The 16,071-nt window shown below is 70.8% G+C and carries 15 protein-coding genes; 2 read left to right on the forward strand and 13 right to left on the reverse strand.

The window, feature by feature from the left end; all coding sequences use genetic code 11:
* Position 1: 1 nt before the first annotated feature.
* Both AC5WRT_RS22105 and AC5WRT_RS22110 read right to left on the reverse strand, forming a co-directional pair.
* On the reverse strand, positions 2 to 496 hold the full coding sequence (locus AC5WRT_RS22105) for an NUDIX domain-containing protein (RefSeq protein WP_496095206.1): 495 nt from the start codon (positions 494 to 496) through the stop codon (positions 2 to 4).
* On the reverse strand, positions 480 to 1,592 hold the full coding sequence (locus AC5WRT_RS22110; RefSeq protein WP_496095207.1) for an ADP-ribosylglycohydrolase family protein: 1,113 nt from the start codon (positions 1,590 to 1,592) through the stop codon (positions 480 to 482). Before AC5WRT_RS22110 ends, AC5WRT_RS22105 begins: the two co-directional genes overlap by 17 nt.
* 164 nt (positions 1,593 to 1,756) lie before the next feature.
* Here AC5WRT_RS22110 and AC5WRT_RS22115 point away from each other — a divergent pair, with 164 nt between their 5' ends.
* Positions 1,757 to 2,893: a glycerate kinase gene (locus AC5WRT_RS22115; RefSeq protein ID WP_496100530.1), complete on the forward strand. Its 1,137-nt coding sequence runs from the start codon at positions 1,757 to 1,759 to the stop codon at positions 2,891 to 2,893.
* A gap of 75 nt (positions 2,894 to 2,968) precedes the next feature.
* Here AC5WRT_RS22115 and pssA read toward each other — a convergent pair whose 3' ends face one another.
* From pssA to AC5WRT_RS22160, 9 genes are all read right to left on the reverse strand, one after another.
* Positions 2,969 to 3,790 carry a CDP-diacylglycerol--serine O-phosphatidyltransferase gene (gene pssA / locus AC5WRT_RS22120; protein WP_496095224.1) on the reverse strand — a complete coding sequence of 274 codons (822 nt, stop codon included), beginning with the start codon at positions 3,788 to 3,790 and terminating at the stop codon, positions 2,969 to 2,971.
* Positions 3,791 to 3,812: 22 nt separating this feature from the next.
* Positions 3,813 to 4,469: a phosphatidylserine decarboxylase gene (locus AC5WRT_RS22125; RefSeq protein WP_496095209.1), complete on the reverse strand. Its 657-nt coding sequence runs from the start codon at positions 4,467 to 4,469 to the stop codon at positions 3,813 to 3,815.
* A gap of 168 nt (positions 4,470 to 4,637) precedes the next feature.
* Positions 4,638 to 5,843: an acyl-CoA dehydrogenase family protein gene (locus AC5WRT_RS22130; protein ID WP_496095210.1), complete on the reverse strand. Its 1,206-nt coding sequence runs from the start codon at positions 5,841 to 5,843 to the stop codon at positions 4,638 to 4,640.
* Between the two features lie 3 nt (positions 5,844 to 5,846).
* Positions 5,847 to 6,359: a MaoC family dehydratase gene (locus AC5WRT_RS22135; RefSeq protein WP_496095211.1), complete on the reverse strand. Its 513-nt coding sequence runs from the start codon at positions 6,357 to 6,359 to the stop codon at positions 5,847 to 5,849.
* A gap of 5 nt (positions 6,360 to 6,364) precedes the next feature.
* Complete coding sequence (locus tag AC5WRT_RS22140) at positions 6,365 to 7,327, reverse strand: HpcH/HpaI aldolase/citrate lyase family protein (protein WP_496095212.1); 963 nt, start codon at positions 7,325 to 7,327, stop codon at positions 6,365 to 6,367.
* Positions 7,324 to 9,372 carry a protein meaA gene (locus tag AC5WRT_RS22145; RefSeq protein WP_496100531.1) on the reverse strand — a complete coding sequence of 683 codons (2,049 nt, stop codon included), beginning with the start codon at positions 9,370 to 9,372 and terminating at the stop codon, positions 7,324 to 7,326. The genes AC5WRT_RS22140 and AC5WRT_RS22145 overlap by 4 nt, the downstream gene beginning before the upstream one ends.
* A gap of 9 nt (positions 9,373 to 9,381) precedes the next feature.
* On the reverse strand, positions 9,382 to 10,719 hold the full coding sequence (ccrA, locus tag AC5WRT_RS22150) for a crotonyl-CoA carboxylase/reductase (RefSeq protein ID WP_496100533.1): 1,338 nt from the start codon (positions 10,717 to 10,719) through the stop codon (positions 9,382 to 9,384).
* Positions 10,720 to 11,147: 428 nt separating this feature from the next.
* The gene (locus AC5WRT_RS22155) at positions 11,148 to 11,957 is read right to left on the reverse strand and encodes a TetR family transcriptional regulator (RefSeq protein WP_496095214.1); all 810 of its coding nucleotides are present in this window, start codon (positions 11,955 to 11,957) and stop codon (positions 11,148 to 11,150) included.
* 154 nt (positions 11,958 to 12,111) lie between these two features.
* Complete coding sequence (locus AC5WRT_RS22160; protein WP_496095215.1) at positions 12,112 to 13,923, reverse strand: 3-hydroxyacyl-CoA dehydrogenase family protein; 1,812 nt, start codon at positions 13,921 to 13,923, stop codon at positions 12,112 to 12,114.
* Positions 13,924 to 14,317: 394 nt separating this feature from the next.
* Here AC5WRT_RS22160 and AC5WRT_RS22165 point away from each other — a divergent pair, with 394 nt between their 5' ends.
* Entirely contained in the window at positions 14,318 to 14,905 is a 588-nt protein-coding gene (locus AC5WRT_RS22165; protein WP_496095216.1) for an adenylosuccinate lyase, read from the forward strand.
* Between the two features lie 7 nt (positions 14,906 to 14,912).
* Here AC5WRT_RS22165 and AC5WRT_RS22170 read toward each other — a convergent pair whose 3' ends face one another.
* Positions 14,913 to 15,431 (reverse strand): GNAT family N-acetyltransferase, encoded by a 519-nt coding sequence (locus AC5WRT_RS22170; RefSeq protein WP_496095217.1) that lies wholly within the window; start codon positions 15,429 to 15,431, stop codon positions 14,913 to 14,915.
* A complete protein-coding gene (locus tag AC5WRT_RS22175; RefSeq protein ID WP_496095218.1) occupies positions 15,428 to 15,847 on the reverse strand; it encodes a RidA family protein in 420 nt (139 codons plus the stop codon). The genes AC5WRT_RS22170 and AC5WRT_RS22175 overlap by 4 nt, the downstream gene beginning before the upstream one ends.
* Between the last annotated feature and the right edge of the window lie 224 nt (positions 15,848 to 16,071).

The following is a 16,071-nucleotide window of genomic DNA, read 5'->3' on the forward strand; positions in this document are numbered from 1 at the left end:
GTCACGCCACCCGGTGGCCGTTCTCCAGTTCCGCCGTGCCGGAGCCGTCCGCGAGCACGTCCAGGGCGGTCAGGACGCGGCGGCCGAGGGCCTCGGGCAGGTGGGCGGCGAGGTCCTCGCGGGGGACCAGGCGCCAGGAGAGCAGTTCCTCCTCCTGCAGACGGACCGCCTTCAGGTCGGCCTCGGCGAGGACTCCGCCGTCGTACAGATACGCCACCAGCGGCGGACGGCCCGCGCCGTGCACCCAGTCCACGGCCAGCAGCCGGCCCGGTTCCCGGTCGAGGCCGATCTCCTCCAGCGTCTCCCGGCGCGCGCCCTGGCGCGGAGTCTCCCCGTCGTCCGACTCGATCGTGCCGCCCGGCAGCGCCCAGCCCTCGCGGTAGTTGGGCTCGACCAGCAGCACACGCCCCTCGGCGTCCCGGAAGAGCACGGCGGCACCGGCGAGGACCCGGGGCAGGCTCGCGATGTACGTGGCGAAGTCAGGAGTCGTGGTCATTGGGGAAGGGTAACCAGCGGCGGCACGGTCGGGTGGCGGTCGTCGCCAGGCGCAGGGTGCGTTCGGCCAGCGCACTGATCCGTGCGCCGTCGAAGCCGAACACCGCGCTCCTCACCGTGTCCTGGAGCGGGTCCCTCCACTGGGCCGGGATCGCGTCCGCGCCGGTGAGCACCCCGGCCACGGAGCCCGCCGTCGCCCCGTTGGAGTCGGTGTCCAGGCCGCCGCGCACGGTCAGCGCGATGGTCCGGGTGAAGTCGCCCTCGCCGTAGAGCAGCCCGGCGGTCAGCACGGCGGCGTTGGAGACGGTGTGGATCCAGCCGAACCCGGCGGTCTCCGCGGCCAGCGTGGCCAGGGTCTCCTCCCAGGGCAGCCGCGTGTCGTGCAGGCTGGTCACGCGCCGTACGGTACGGGCGAGCCTGCTGCCCGCGGGGATCACACCGAGGGCCGCGTCGAGCGCGCCGCGCGCGGTGGAGGAGGTGAAGGCCGCCGCGATCAGCGCGGCGGCCCACATGGCCCCGTACACCCCGTTGCCGGTGTGCGACAGCATGGCGTCACGGCGGGCGAGGGCGGCGGCGCCGACGGGATCGCCGGGACGGGTCCAGCCGTGGACGTCGGCGCGGATCAGCGCGCCGATCCACTCCTGGTACGGGTTGTCGTACGTCGCCGTCAGCGGCGGCTTCAGCCCGTTCGCGAGATTGCGGTACGCCGCCCGTTCCGCCGTGAAGGTCTGCAGGTACGGCAGCCTGAGCAGCCACAGGTCGCCGACCTGCTCGGTGCTGAAGCCGAAGCCGTGCGTCTCCAGCAGGTGCAGGCCGAGGATCGCGTAGTCGACGTCGTCGTCGCGGACGCTGCCGTGGATCCGGCCGCGCACGCAGCCGCGCCACTCGGGACGCAGCACGGCCGCCTCGGCCGCGTCGGCGGGCTCGGGCAGGTAGTCGGTGAGCGGCAGTGCCCCGGCTGCGCGCAGGTAGCGGTCGATGCGCGCGGGGGTCCACACCTCGCCCTGCTCGACCGGCTTGCCGAGCATGTTGCCCGCGATCCGGCCGAGCCAGCCGCCGTGGATCCGGTCGGCGAGGTCCGGTCCTGTGGTGGTCATGGCTGGGGTCTACCCGTTTTCCCAGCAGGTTCCCAGGTCCTTCCCAGCCTGCGGTCGGGGCATGACGGCAGGGGTGTCCTCCGGCTAGGGTCGCAGCGGCGCGACTGGCCCCGACGTGCGCGGGGCCCGGAGAGCAAGGGGAAAGCAAGGTGGCGGACGCTGCAGTGAACGAGACCCGTCGGGTGCTCATCGCCGCGGACAAGTTCAAGGGCTCGCTGACGGCCGTGCAGGTCGCCGAGCGGGTGACGGCCGGGCTGCGCCGGGTCGCGCCGGACCTTCACGTCGAGGCGCTGCCCGTGGCCGACGGCGGCGACGGGACCGTGGACGCGGCGGTGGCGGCCGGTTTCGAGCGGCGCGAGGTACGGGTCGCCGGCCCGCTGGGTCAGGAGGTGACCGCCGCGTTCGCGCTGCGCGGCGACACCGCGGTGGTGGAGATGGCCGAGGCCAGTGGTCTCCAGCGTCTTCCGGCGGGCGTCTTCGCGCCCCTGACGGCCTCCACGTACGGGTCCGGCGAGTTGGTGCGGGCCGCGCTCGACGCTGGGGCGCGGACGATCGTGTTCGGCGTCGGCGGCAGTGCCACGACGGACGGCGGCGCGGGGATGCTGTCCGCGCTGGGCGCCCGGTTCCTGAACGAGGACGGTGAGCCGGTGTCGCCGGGCGGTGGCGGGCTGGCCGATCTGGCCCGGTGCGACCTGTCCTGCCTCGACCCCCGGCTGTCCTCCGTCGAGCTGGTACTGGCCAGCGACGTCGACAACCCGCTGACCGGGCCGAAGGGCGCACCGGCGGTGTACGGGCCGCAGAAGGGCGCCTCACCCGACGACGTGGACACACTGGACGCGGCGCTGGCCCACTTCGCCAAGGTGCTGGAGGCCGAGGTCGGGCCGGAGGCGGCGCAGTACGCCGCGTCGCCGGGCGCGGGCGCGGCGGGCGGCATCGGCTACGGCGCGCTGCTCCTCGGCGCGCGCTTCCGGCCCGGCATCGAGGTCATGCTGGACGTCCTGGGCTTCGCGCCCGCGCTGGACCGGGCCTCGCTGGTGATCACCGGCGAGGGCTCGCTGGACGAGCAGACGCTGCACGGCAAGGCGCCGGCCGGTGTGGCCGCGGCGGCGCGCGCCGCGGGGAAGACCGTGGTGGCTGTGTGCGGCCGGCTGGCCCTGTCGCCGGAGGCGCTGATCCGGGCCGGGATCGAACGGGCGTACCCCCTGACGTCCGTCGAGCCGGACGTCGCCACGTGCATCGCTGACGCGGGGCCCATCCTGGAACGGGTCGCCGCGCGCATCGCCGAGGACTGCCTGGGCTGAGCCCCCGGGCCGGTCATCGCAGCGAAGGGCCCCCGGACCGGGCAACGGTCCGGGGGCCCTTCGTGGCAAGCACCGCTACGGCAGCTGCGCCGCCCGCGCCTCGCGGCGGTTGTCCCGGAAGTTGTTCACGCGCCGGGCCGTGGCGAACAGCGGGATCACCGCGCCCATGACCAGCTGCAGCGCACAGCCCGTCTGGAGAAGCAGCTGGCCGCTCGGGGCGTCGAAGGCCCAGGCCGCCAGCAGGCCCATGGAGAGCACGATCCAGGTGAGCATGGCCACGGCGAGCCGGCCCCGCGGCTTCGGGTACTCCACGCGGCTCACCATCAGCCACGCAGTGCCGAGAATCGCCAGCAGTGTCGCCACGAAGGGCAGCTCCAGCAGGACGATGGAGACCACTGTCAGCGCGCCGAACGGCGAGGGCATGCCCTGGAACATGCCGTCCTTCATCGTCACGCACGAGAAGCGCGCCAGGCGCAGGACGACGGCCAGGAGCACCACGATCGCCCCGAGCGCCGCCACTCTCTGGTGCGCGTCGTCCGCGACCATGCCGTAGACGAGCACGAAGTAGGCGGGCGCGAGCCCGAAGCTGATCAGGTCGGAGAGGTTGTCCAGCTCCGCGCCCATCGGCGAGGAGCGAAGCTTGCGGGCCACGAGGCCGTCGAACAGGTCGAAGACGGCCGCGCAGAGCATCAGGATGACGGCCGTGGCGGCGCTGTGCCGCGCCATGCCCGCGGACTCGTCGTTCCCGGTCAGATGCGGGATCAGGATGCCGGTGGTGGTGAAGTACACCGCCATGAACCCGCACGTGGCGTTGCCCAGGGTGAGCGTGTCCGCTATCGACAGCCGGAGCGAGAGGGGCATCTCCTCCTCGTCGTCCAGCTCGTCGGCCTCGGGCACCCAGCCCGCCTGGGTCTCCGGATCAATCACGGTCAATGCGAGTCACCCCAGCCACGGTCTTCTGTCCGACCTCGACCGCGACCTCCACGCCCTCGGGCAGGTAGAGGTCGACACGCGAGCCGAAGCGGATCAGACCGATTCGGTCGCCCTGCTCGACCTTCGTGCCCCGGGGGATGTAGGGCACGATGCGGCGGGCCACCGCGCCGGCGATCTGGATCATCTCGATGTCGCCGAGTTCGGTGTCGAAGTGCCAGACTACGCGCTCGTTGTTCTCGCTCTCCTTGTTGAAAGCTGGAACAAAGCCGCCGGGGATGTGCTCGACGGACGTCACCGTGCCCGCGAGGGGCGCGCGGTTGACGTGGACGTTCAGCGGGCTCATGAAGATCGCGACGCGGGTGCGGCCGTCCTTCCACGGCATGATGCTCTGCACCACGCCGTCGGCGGGCGAGATCACCCGGCCGGAGCCGATCTCGCGCTCGGGGTCGCGGAAGAACCACAGCATGCCCGCCGCGAGTGCGGTGGCGGGCACGGCCAGGGCCTTGGCCGTGCCGGAGCGGCGGGCGCGGGCCAGGCTGAGGGCTGCGGTGGCGACGGTCGGGAGAAGCCACGGCGATGCTCCGCGCGCGAGGCGTACGCCGGCTCGGCTGTCGCGAGGTGCAGAGGTTTGGCTGTGGGGCATGGATGACCTTCGTAGCGGATGATGCCGCGCAGGACGGGGGACGGCGGCTTTCCGGGATCGTACCGGTCGCGGGCCGCAACTGGGCAAGCTGGGAAGCCGAGTCGGCGGCCGAAGAGTATCTACGGGGTGTGATCTTCTTCTCGAAGAAAACACCCCGTATCCGGACATTCAGCCCTGGAATCGATACTCTTCGAGCAGTCTGCGACCGATGATCATTTTCTGGATCTCGGCGGTACCTTCACCGATGAGCAGCATCGGCGCCTCACGGTACAGGCGCTCGATCTCGTACTCCTTGGAGAAGCCGTAGCCGCCGTGGATCCGGAAGGCGTCCTCCACGACCTCCTTGCAGTACTCGGAGGCCAGGTACTTCGCCATGCCGGCCTCCAGGTCGTTGCGCTGGCCGGAGTCCTTCTTGCGGGCCGCGTTGACCATCAGCGCGTGGGCCGCCTCGACCTTGGTCGCCATCTCCGCCAGCTTGAACTGGATGGCCTGGTGCTGGGCGATCGGCTTGCCGAAGGTGTGCCGCTGCTGGGCGTACTGTACACCCAGCTCGAAGGCGCGCTGGGCGACGCCGCAGCCGCGCGCCGCCACGTTGACCCGGCCGACCTCGACGCCGTCCATCATTTGGTAAAAACCTCGGCCGGTGACGCCGCCGAGCACCCGATCGGCCGGCACCCGCAGCCCGTCCATGATCAGCTCGGTGGTGTCGACGCCCTTGTAGCCCATCTTCTCGATCTTGCCCGGGATGGTCAGGCCCGGCCGGACCTCGCCGAAGCCCGGCTCCTTCTCGACCAGGAAGGTCGTCATGGACTTGTGCGGGGCCGTGCCCTCGGGGTGACCCTCGTCACTGCGGACGAGAACGGCCACCAGGGACGAGGTGCCGCCGTTCGTCAGCCACATCTTCTGGCCGTTCAGGACGTACTCGTCGCCGTCCCTGACCGCCTTGGAGGTGATCGCCGACACGTCGGAGCCCAGACCGGGCTCCGACATCGAGAAGGCGCCCCGGATGTCGCCGGCCGCCATCCTCGGCAGGAAGTGGTCCTTCTGTTCCTGCGTGCCGTGCTGCTTGAGCATGTACGCGACGATGAAGTGGGTGTTGATGATGCCGGACACCGACATCCAGCCGCGGGCGATCTCCTCCACGCACAGCGCGTAGGTGAGCAGCGACTCGCCCAGCCCGCCGTACTCCTCGGGGATCATCAGACCGAACAGGCCGAGTTCCTTCAGGCCGTCCACGATCTGCTGCGGATACTCGTCGCGGTGCTCCAGCTCGGTCGCGACAGGAATGATCTCCTTGTCGACAAAGTCCCGGACGGTGGAGAGGATCTCCTGCTGGACGTCGGTGAGACCGGCGGTCTGGGCGAGACGGGCCATGTCCTACTTCTCCTGCTGCTCGAGTTCCGGGCGGCCCGGCTGCTCGCCGCCGCGCTCCTTGATGTACGTCTCGGTGGGCACCATGACCTTGCGGCGGAAGACGCAGACGAGTGTGCCGTCCTGCTTGTAGCCCTTGGTCTCGACGTGGACGATGCCGCGGTCGTTCTTCGACTTCGACGGCCACTTGTCGAGCACGGTCGTCTCGCCGTAGATCGTGTCGCCGTGGAAGGTCGGCGCCACGTGCTTGAGCGACTCGATCTCCAGGTTGGCGATCGCCTTGCCGGAGATGTCCGGGACGGACATGCCGAGCAGCAGGGAGTAGATGTAGTTCCCGACGACGACGTTCTTGCCGAAGTCCGTCGTCCTCTCCGCATAGTTGGTGTCCATGTGGAGCGGGTGGTGGTTCATGGTGAGGAGACAGAACAGGTGGTCGTCGTACTCCGTGACCGTCTTGCCCGGCCAGTGCTTGTACGTCGCACCGACCTCGAACTCCTCGTAGGTGCGTCCGAACTGCATCGCGCTCAGGCCTCCGGGATCTCGAACTTGCTGGTGCGCTGCATGCCGGCGGCGCGTCCCTTGCCCGCGACGACCAGGGCCATCTTGCGGCTGGCCTCGTCGATCATCTCGTCGCCGAGCATCGCGGAGCCCTTCTTGCCGCCGGCCTCGGACGTGTAGTACTCGTACGCGTCCAGGATCAGCTCGGCGTGGTCGTAGTCCTCCTGCGAGGGCGAGAAGACCTCGTTGGCGGCGTCCACCTGGCCGGGGTGCAGCACCCACTTGCCGTCGAAGCCGAGGGCGGCGGCGCGGCCGGCCACCTCGCGGAAGCCGTCGACGTTGCGGATCTGCAGGTAGGGGCCGTCGATCGCCTGGAGGTCGTTGGCGCGGGCGGCCATCAGGATCTTCATCAGGATGTAGTGGTAGGCGTCCGCCGGGTAGCCGGGCGGCTGCTCGCCCACGACCAGGGACTTCATGTTGATGGACGCCATGAAGTCGGCCGGTCCGAAGATGATCGTCTCGATGCGCGGCGAGGCCTGCGCGATCTCGTTGACGTTGTTCAGGCCCTGCGCGTTCTCGATCTGCGCCTCGATGCCGATCCGGCCGACCTCGAAGCCCATGGTCTTCTCGATCTGGGTGAGCAGGAGGTCCAGCGCGACGACCTGCTGGGCGTTCTGCACCTTCGGCAGCATGATGCAGTCGAGGTTCTGGCCGGCGCCCTCGACGACCGTCACCACGTCACGGTACGTCCACTCGGTCGTCCAGTCGTTGACCCGCACGACCCGCGTCTTGCCGGTCCAGTCGCCCTCGTTGAGGAACTTGACGATGGTGTGCCGCGCCTCGGGCTTGGCGAGCGGCGCGCAGGCGTCCTCCAGGTCGAGGAAGACCTGGTCCGCCGGGAGGCCCTGCGCCTTCTCGAGGAAGCGCGGGTTGCTGCCCGGTACGGCCAGGCAGGAGCGCCGCGGGCGAAGGCGGTTGACGGTCGTCATACGGGGACCTCCAGAGGGTCGAGCTTGTTCGCTTTCCGGATCTCGTCGACGATGCGGCCGATGATTCCGGTGATGTCGAAGTCCTTCGGGGTGAAGACGGCGGCCACTCCGGCGTCCTTCAGTTGCTCGGCGTCACCATTCGGGATGATGCCACCGGCGATCACCGGTATATCTGTGGCACCGGCCACACGCAGCCGCTGGAGTACGTCCGGGACCAACTGCGCGTGCGATCCGGACAGGATCGACAGGCCGACCGCGTGCACGTCCTCGGCGAGGGCCGCGTCCACGATCTGCTCGGGCGTCAGCCGGATGCCCTGGTAGACCACCTCGAAGCCCGCGTCACGCGCGCGTACGGCGATCTGCTCGGCACCGTTGGAGTGCCCGTCCAGACCCGGCTTGCCCACCAGGAAGCGCAGCTTGCCCACGCCCAGCTCGCGGGCGGTGGCGTCCACCCCGGCCCGCACGTCCGCGAGCGCGGAGCCCGGCTCGGCGGTGACGGCCACCGGCGCGGAGGACACTCCGGTGGGCGCCCGGTACTCCCCGAACACCTCGCGCAGGGCCGCCGCCCACTCGCCGGTGGTGACGCCGGCGCGGGCGCACTCCAGCGTGGCCTCCATCAGGTTCTCGGTGCCCTTGGCGGCCTCCTTCAGCCGCTCCAGGGCCTTGCAGGGGCGCGGGTGGTTGAAGGGCGGCTGGTAGCGCGCGTCGCGCCAGTTCTGCAGCGAGGTGATGACGCGGGCCTCGACCGCCGGGTCGACCGTCTGGATCGCGGTGTCCAGGTCCGCCGTGAGCGGGTTCGGCTCCGTGCCCTCGAAGATGTTGACGCCGACGATCTTCTCCTCGCCGGACTCGATCCGGGCCCGGCGTTCGGCGTGCGAGGCGACCAGCTGCGACTTCAGGTAGCCCGACTCGACGGCGGCCATCGCGCCGCCCATCTCCTGGATGTGCTCGATCTCCGCGAGGGCGTCCGCGACCAGCTGGTCCACCTTCGCCTCGATCACCTTCGAGCCCTCGAAGAGGTCGTCGTACTCCAGCAGGTCGCTCTCGTAGGCGAGCACCTGCTGGATGCGCAGCGACCACTGCTGGTCCCAGGGGCGGGGCAGGCCCAGCGCCTCGTTCCAGGCCGGCAGCTGCACGGCACGCGCGCGTGCGTCCTTGGAGAGCGTCACGGCGAGCATCTCCAGCACGATCCGCTGGACGTTGTTCTCCGGCTGAGCCTCCGTCAGGCCGAGCGAGTTGACCTGGACGCCGTAGCGGAAGCGGCGCTGCTTGGGGCTCTCGATGCCGTACCGCTCGCGCGTGACCTGGTCCCAGATGCGGCCGAACGCCCGCATCTTGCACATCTCCTCGATGAAGCGGACGCCCGCGTTCACGAAGAAGGAGATGCGGGCGACCACGTCGCCCATGCGCTCCTGCGGCACCTGGCCGGAGTCGCGCACGGCGTCCAGGACGGCGATCGCGGTGGACATCGCGTACGCGATCTCCTGCACCGGCGTGGCCCCGGCCTCCTGCAGGTGGTAGCTGCAGATGTTGATCGGGTTCCACTTCGGCATGTGGGAGACCGTGTACGCGATCATGTCCGTCGTCAGGCGGAGCGACGGCCCCGGGGGGAACACATGGGTGCCCCGGGACAGGTACTCCTTGACGATGTCGTTCTGGGTCGTGCCCTGGAGCCCGGTGATGTCCGCGCCCTGCTCCTCGGCGACGACCTGGTAGAGCGCCAGCAGCCACATGGCGGTGGCGTTGATCGTCATCGAGGTGTTCATCTGCTCCAGGGGGATGTCCTGGAACAGCCGGCGCATGTCGCCCAGATGGGACACGGGTACGCCCACCCGGCCGACCTCGCCGCGGGCGAGGACGTGATCGGGGTCGTAACCGGTCTGCGTCGGCAGGTCGAACGCCACCGACAGACCGGTCTGCCCCTTGGCCAGGTTGCGCCGGTACAGCTCGTTGGACGCCTCCGCCGTCGAGTGGCCGGCGTACGTCCGCATGAGCCACGGACGGTCCTTTTCCCTCCGGCTGCCCGAAGGCTGACGCTCTGTCATCTGCGGCTCTCAGACGTTGCGGAAGCGGTTGATGGCGTCGATGTGCTTGGCGCGCATCTCGGGGTCGCGCACGCCCAGGCCTTCCTCCGGGGAGAGGCACAGCACGCCGACCTTGCCCTGGTGCAGGTTGCGGTGGACGTCGTAGGCGGCCTGGCCGGTGTCATCGAGGGAGTAGACCTTCGACAGGGTCGGGTGGATCTTGCCCTTGGCGATGAGGCGGTTGGCCTCCCAGGCCTCGCGGTAGTTGGCGAAGTGGGAGCCGATGATCCGCTTCAGCGACATCCACAGGTACCGGTTGTCGTACTCGTGCATGTAGCCCGAGGTCGAGGCGCAGGTGGTGATGGTGCCGCCCTTGCGCGTGACGTAGACGGAGGCGCCGAAGGTCTCGCGGCCGGGGTGCTCGAAGACGATGTCGATGTCCTCGCCGCCGGTGAGCTCGCGGATGCGCTTGCCGAAGCGCTTCCACTCCTTCGGGTCCTGGGTCTGCTCGTCCTTCCAGAACTTGTAGCCCTCGGCGTTGCGGTCGATGATCGCCTCGGCGCCCATGGACCGGCAGATCTCCGCCTTCTGCGGGGAGGAGACGACGCAGATCGGGTTGGCGCCGCCGGCCAGCGCGAACTGCGTGGCGTAGGAGCCGAGGCCGCCGCTCGCGCCCCAGATGAGCACGTTGTCGCCCTGCTTCATGGCGGCGCCGTTGCGGGAGACCAGCTGGCGGTAGGCGGTGGAGTTCACCAGGCCGGGGGCCGCGGCCTCCTCCCAGCTCAGGTGGTCCGGCTTCGGCATCAGCTGGTTCGACTTGACCAGGGCGATCTCCGCGAGGCCGCCGAAGTTGGTCTCGAAGCCCCAGATGCGCTGCTCGGGGTCGAGCATCGTGTCGTTGTGGCCGTCGGAGGACTCCAGCTCGACGGACAGGCAGTGGGCGACGACCTCGTCGCCGGGCTTCCAGGCGTTGACGCCGGGGCCGGTGCGCAGGACGACGCCCGCGAGGTCGGAGCCGATGATGTGGTACGGCAGGTCGTGGCGCTTGGCCAGCTCGTTGGTGCGGCCGTAGCGCTCCAGGAACCCGAAGGTGGAGAGCGGCTCGAAGATCGAGGTCCACACCGAGTTGTAGTTCACCGAGGAGGCCATGACGGCCACCAGGGCCTCGCCCGGGCCCAGCTCGGGCACGGGCACCTCGTCGAGGTGGATCGACTTGCGGGGGTCCTTGTCGCGGGTCTCCAGACCCGCGAACATCTCCGTCTCGTCCTTGTGCACGGTGATCGCGCGGTACGACTCGGGGAGCGGCAGGGCGGCGAAGTCGGCGGACGTGGCGTCCTGCGACTGGATCGCGTCCAGGATGTCCTTCACGGTCACGGTGTTGCCTCCGGCGGTGAGCGCCCTGAGGGAGGAGCGCTGAGGGATCGTCGGTGCTGCGGTGAGTGCTGCTGAGGGTTTCGGGGTGTGCCGTCGGTTCGGCTCGGTGGTGCTTCGGCAGCGCTTTGTGGCGCGGGAGGTTGCCTGTGACGCAGGCGTCCGGGCGCTCGGGCCAATGACCCTTGGGGACAGCCGACGAGCGATCGGTCTCTGCTCGCCGGCCGCCCGGACACCTTCAACGTATGACACCGCGTGTCAGGTGGCAAGGCACTGAGTGCCAGATGTTGCTCTCAGATGAATTCTTTACTTGACAGATGAGCGATGATCGATCATGCCTGCGTCCGGGAGAGGGTGAAAAGGTGCGCCGAGCCGCAAAAACGGCCACCCGGGGGGTGGCCGTTGTCACAGGGGTGAGACCGGGGTCAGCGCTCCTTGAGCGCCTGCTCGATGGTGCGCATGACCTCGTGCAGCGGCGCGTCGGTGCGGGCGACCGTCACCAGCACCTCGCCCTGCCCGAACGTCGCGGAGGCGGTCGGCCTCGGCGCGGTGCCGCGTCCCGCGCCGATCCCGGTGCCGAACGTCCTGCGGACGATCGCGAAGGCGTGGTCCAGCTGCGCCTCCACGTCCCCCTGGCCACCCGCGCGCAGCCAGCGCCGCAGCACGTGGTTGTGGGCGGTGACGACGGCGGAGGCGGCCACCTCGGCCAGCAGCGGGTCGTCGTTGGCGTCGTCGGCGTGCGCGCGTTCGTCGAAGTGACCGAGGAGGTAGCGGGTGAACAGCCGCTCGTAGCGGGCCACCGAGGCGATCTCCGCCTCCCGCAGGGTGGGCACCTCGCGAGTGAGCTTGTAGCGGGCGACCGAGACCTCCGGGGCGGCCGCGTACATCTTCATGACTTCCTTGATGCCGCGGCACACGGCGTCGAGCGGATGCTCGTGCGCGGGAGCGGCGTTGAGGACCGCCTCGACGCGGATCAGCGTGTCGTCGTGGTCCGGGAAGATCGCCTCTTCCTTGGAACGGAAGTGACGGAAGAAGGTACGGCGGGCGACCCCTGCGGCGGCCGCGATCTCGTCGACGGTGGTCGCCTCGTACCCCTTGGTCGCGAAGAGTTCCATCGCTGCCGCCGCCAGTTCTCGGCGCATCTTGAGCCGCTGGGCGGCGGCGCGACTGCCTGCGGCACTTTCCGGCGCGTCGGGCGTGGCTGGTGTACGTGAGGACTTGGCGGGCTGGGACATGCCCCGAACGTACTGCATGTGCGCAGTTCGGTGCGCGGGTGAGGGGTTTCGCCCGGCCCGGGGGCCCGCCCCGCCCCAGGAGGGCGGGGGCGTGTCCGCCGGGCCGAGCAGTCCGCCCCAGTCCGTCTCCGCGTGCGACCAGTCGCCGGCGCCGTCAACGCCGGGCATACTCGCGGAAGCCGCGGCCGGTCTTGCGGCCGAGGCAGCCCGCGGCCACCAGGTGCTCCAGCAGCGGGGCCGGGGCCAGGCCCGGATCGCGGAACTCCCGGTGCAGCACCTGCTCGATGGCCAGCGAGACGTCCAGGCCGACCACGTCCAGCAGCTCGAAGGGGCCCATCGGGTAGCCGCCGCCGAGCTTCATCGCCGCGTCGATGTCGTCCAGGGACGCGTAGTGCTCCTCGACCATCTTGATCGCGTTGTTGAGGTACGGGAACAGCAGCGCGTTCACGATGAAGCCGGCCCGGTCGCCGCAGTCCACCGGGTGCTTCCTGATCTTCGCGCAGACCTCGCGGACGGTGGCATGGACGTCGTCGGCCGTCAGCACGGTGCGCACGACCTCGACCAGCTTCATCGCGGGCGCGGGGTTGAAGAAGTGCATGCCGATGACGTCCTGCGGGCGCGAGGTGGCGCGGGCGCAGGCGACGACGGGCAGCGAGGAGGTGGTGGTGGCGAGGACCGCGCCGGGCTTGCAGACCTTGTCCAGTGTGGCGAACAGCTGCCGCTTGACCTCCAGGTCCTCGGCGATCGCCTCGACGGCCAGGTCCACGTCGGCGAAGTCGTCGTAGGACCCGGCCGGGGAGATCCGGTCCAGGATCTGCGCGGCGGCCTCCGCGGTCAGCCGCCCCTTGTCGACAGAGCGCGAAAGCGACTTGCCGATCCGGGCCTTGGCGGTCTGCGCCTTCTCCTCGCTGCGGGCGGCCAGCACGACGTCGTAGCCCGCCTTGGCGAACACCTCGGCGATGCCGGAGGCCATGGTGCCGGAGCCGGCGACGCCGACCGAGCGGACCTCGCGTCCGCAGCCCGCCGAGCCGCCCTCGGCCGGGGTCAGCGCGTCCGGCACGACGGTGGCGCTGTTCGGCCCCGCGTAGGTGTAGAAGCCACGTCCGGCCTTGCGGCCGGTCAGGCCGGCCTCACTGAGCTGCTTCAGGATCGGGGCCGGGGCGTGCAGCCGGTCGTGGGACTCGGCGTACATGGCTTCCAGGACCGTACGCGCGGTGTCGACGCCGATCAGGTCCAGCAGCGCCAGTGGGCCCATCGGCAGACCGCAGCCCAGCCGCATCGCCGCGTCGATGTCCTCGCGGGAGGCATAGCGGGCCTCGTACATCGCGGCCGCCTGGTTGAGGTAGCCGAAGAGCAGGCCGTCGGCGACGAAACCGGGGCGGTCGCCGACCGCGACCGGCTCCTTGCCCAGCTCGATCGCGAGGTCGGTCACGGCGGCGACGGCGCCAGGCGCGGTCAGCACCGACGAGACGACCTCGACCAGCTTCATCGCCGGCGCCGGGTTGAAGAAGTGCAGGCCGAGCACGCGCTCGGGGCGGGCGGAGTCGGCGGCGAGGCGGGTCACGGACAGGGCGTTGGTGCCGGTCGCGAGGATCGTCCCGGGGCGGACGATGCCGTCCAGCTCGCGGAAGATCTGGTGCTTGGTCTCGTACGACTCCGGGGCCACCTCGATGACGAGGTCGGCCTCGGCCGCCGCCGAGAGGTCGGTGCCGGTGCGGATCCGGGCCAGGGTGTCGGCGCGTTCCTGCTCGGTGAGCCGGCCGCGCTCCACGCAGTGGGCGGTGCGGGTCTCCAGCGTGGCGACGCACTTCGCGGCCTGGGCCTCGCTGATGTCGATGCCGATCACCTCGCGGCCCGCCTTGGCGAGGACCTCGGTGATACCGGTGCCCATGGTGCCGAGGCCGACGACGGCGATCGTCTTGAGGGGCTGCGGGGTGCCGGACTGGGGGGACAGGGGAGTGGCCATCGCGGGACTCCAGGAAAGAGGGTGACGACGAGGAGCGCGCCGGGTGCGCCGAGGGGCGCACCACGGGGCGGAAAGGGTGCGGGTGTGTTGCCGGGCTGCGAGCGCACACGCCCGGTGCTGCCGGATGCCACGGGCGATGCACATCGCCCGCGAGCGGCAAACGGCAGGAACTCCGACCGGCCCTGTCCCGGAGCCGGGTCGTACCAGCGGTACACGTCCGTACCGAACCGACCAGCTCGCGACGGCCGCGTCACCAAACCGTCGCCAGCGGATGCGAGTGGGTAACTCGCTCGTCTGAGCTTAACTTGCCAGTAACGAGCGCGCCAGCCCTGAGTCCGGCCGGAGTTTGTGATGTAGCTCCCTCGGGTCCCCGCACCCGCATACGCTGGACTTCGTGGACGAAGAGTTGCGATCACTCACGGAGCGCTTACGGCAGGAGTCGCGCGGCTCGGCGGCGTTCGAGCGGCTGCTGGCGACCGAGGACCACGACGAACTCGCGGAGGTGCTCACCGCGCCCGGACAGCCGCTGTGGGCCAGGGAGCTGGCCGCGTTCCGGCTCGGCCGCGCCGGCGACCGGCGGGCCTTCGAGTCCCTGGTGCTGCTGCTCAACCACCGCGACCCCCCGCGCTGCGCCTCCGCCGCCCACGCCCTGGCCCGCCTCGGCGACCCCCGCACGGCCCGCGCGGCGGCGGCCCTCGCCACCAACGAACTCCGCGTCGCCTACGCCCTGCAGCCGGTACGGCTGCTGACCGCTCTGCGCGCCCCGGAGTCCGTGCCCGCGCTGATCACCACCCTGGAACGCCGCCTGCGCCCGCACGACCCCTACCGCCGGGTCGCCCTCGCCTGCGTGGAGGGCCTGGGCGCCCTCGGCGATCCGCGGGCCCGCCGCGTCCTCACCGAGGCCCTGGCCCACCCGGCCCTCGCCCGGGCGGCGGCGCGGGCACTCTGGCGGATCCCCCAGCAGCGCACGGAGGTGACCTGACGGGCGGTCAGCCGCTCAGCTCCTTGGCGTAGCGCACCTCCGGCACGGGCACCCCGTCCACGTCGAACGGCTCCTCGGCGCCGTCCGTGCGGAAGCCGGCGCGTTCGTAGAACCGTCGGGCGGCGGCGTTCTCCCTGAGGACCCACAGGAACATGCGGGGACGGTCGGCGCACCGCTCGAGCGACGCCGACAGCAGCGCCCGTCCGACCCCGCGGCCGAGGTGCGCCGGATCTGCGTAGATCGCGTACAACTCCGCGTCCGCAGTGCGCACTTCACCGTCCCGGTAGGGCCCGTACGCCGCCCGGCCGAGGATCTCGCCCGCCCGCTCGGCGACCAGGTTCACCACGGACCCGTCCCCTCGCGCGAACCAGGTCCGGCGCCGCTCGGCGTCCTGCGCGACGCCGAGGCCGTCGAGGTACGCCTGCGGCATCAGCCCCCGATAGGCGTGCTGCCAGCCTCGGATGCGGATCTCGGAGACACGGTCGCAGTCGGCGAGGCTCATCTCCCGGACGGTCAGGGAGCTCATGCGCCGACCACCGCGAGCGCCTCGATCTCCATCAGGAACTCCGGGGCCACCAGCGCGGCCACCTGGACGGCGGAGGACGCCGGGAGGCGGTCGTCGGGTATGTGGGCGGCCCGGGCCCCGCGGATGGCCGGGAGGTGGGCGGTGCCGGTGACGAAGCAGGTCGGCTTCACCACGTGCTCGAAGCCGGCGCCGGCCGCGGCGAGGCAGCGCCTGAGGTTCTCGAACACCTGGCGGGCCTGGGCCGCGGGGTCACCCGCGCCGACCAGTCCGCCGTGCTCGTCCAGGGGGAGCCGGCCGGAGACGGCGACGAGGCGGCGGGCCGCCGAGACGACGTGGCTGCAGTGGGCCGCGGGGGCCATTCCGTCGGGGGCGGGGATGCGGGTGGGCTCCGTGCCGGATCCACGATGATCGCTCATGGGCCCATGGTGGACCACTCCACCGACAACGCCGCCTGCGGGCGCGGAGTCGTCCAGAGGGTTTCGTGAGGGTTTCGTTCGGACCGGGTCGGACGGGCCGCGGCGTCCGGTGCGGTGTGTCGCACGGCGGAGGACCACCCGCGTACCGGGCGTACCCGGATGGTCCGACATCGTGGCGAGGTGCCGATCCGGGCGTCGCGGACCCGGGCCGATCCGACCGAACC

It is taken from the genome of Streptomyces sp. NTD91, assembly GCF_059510455.1.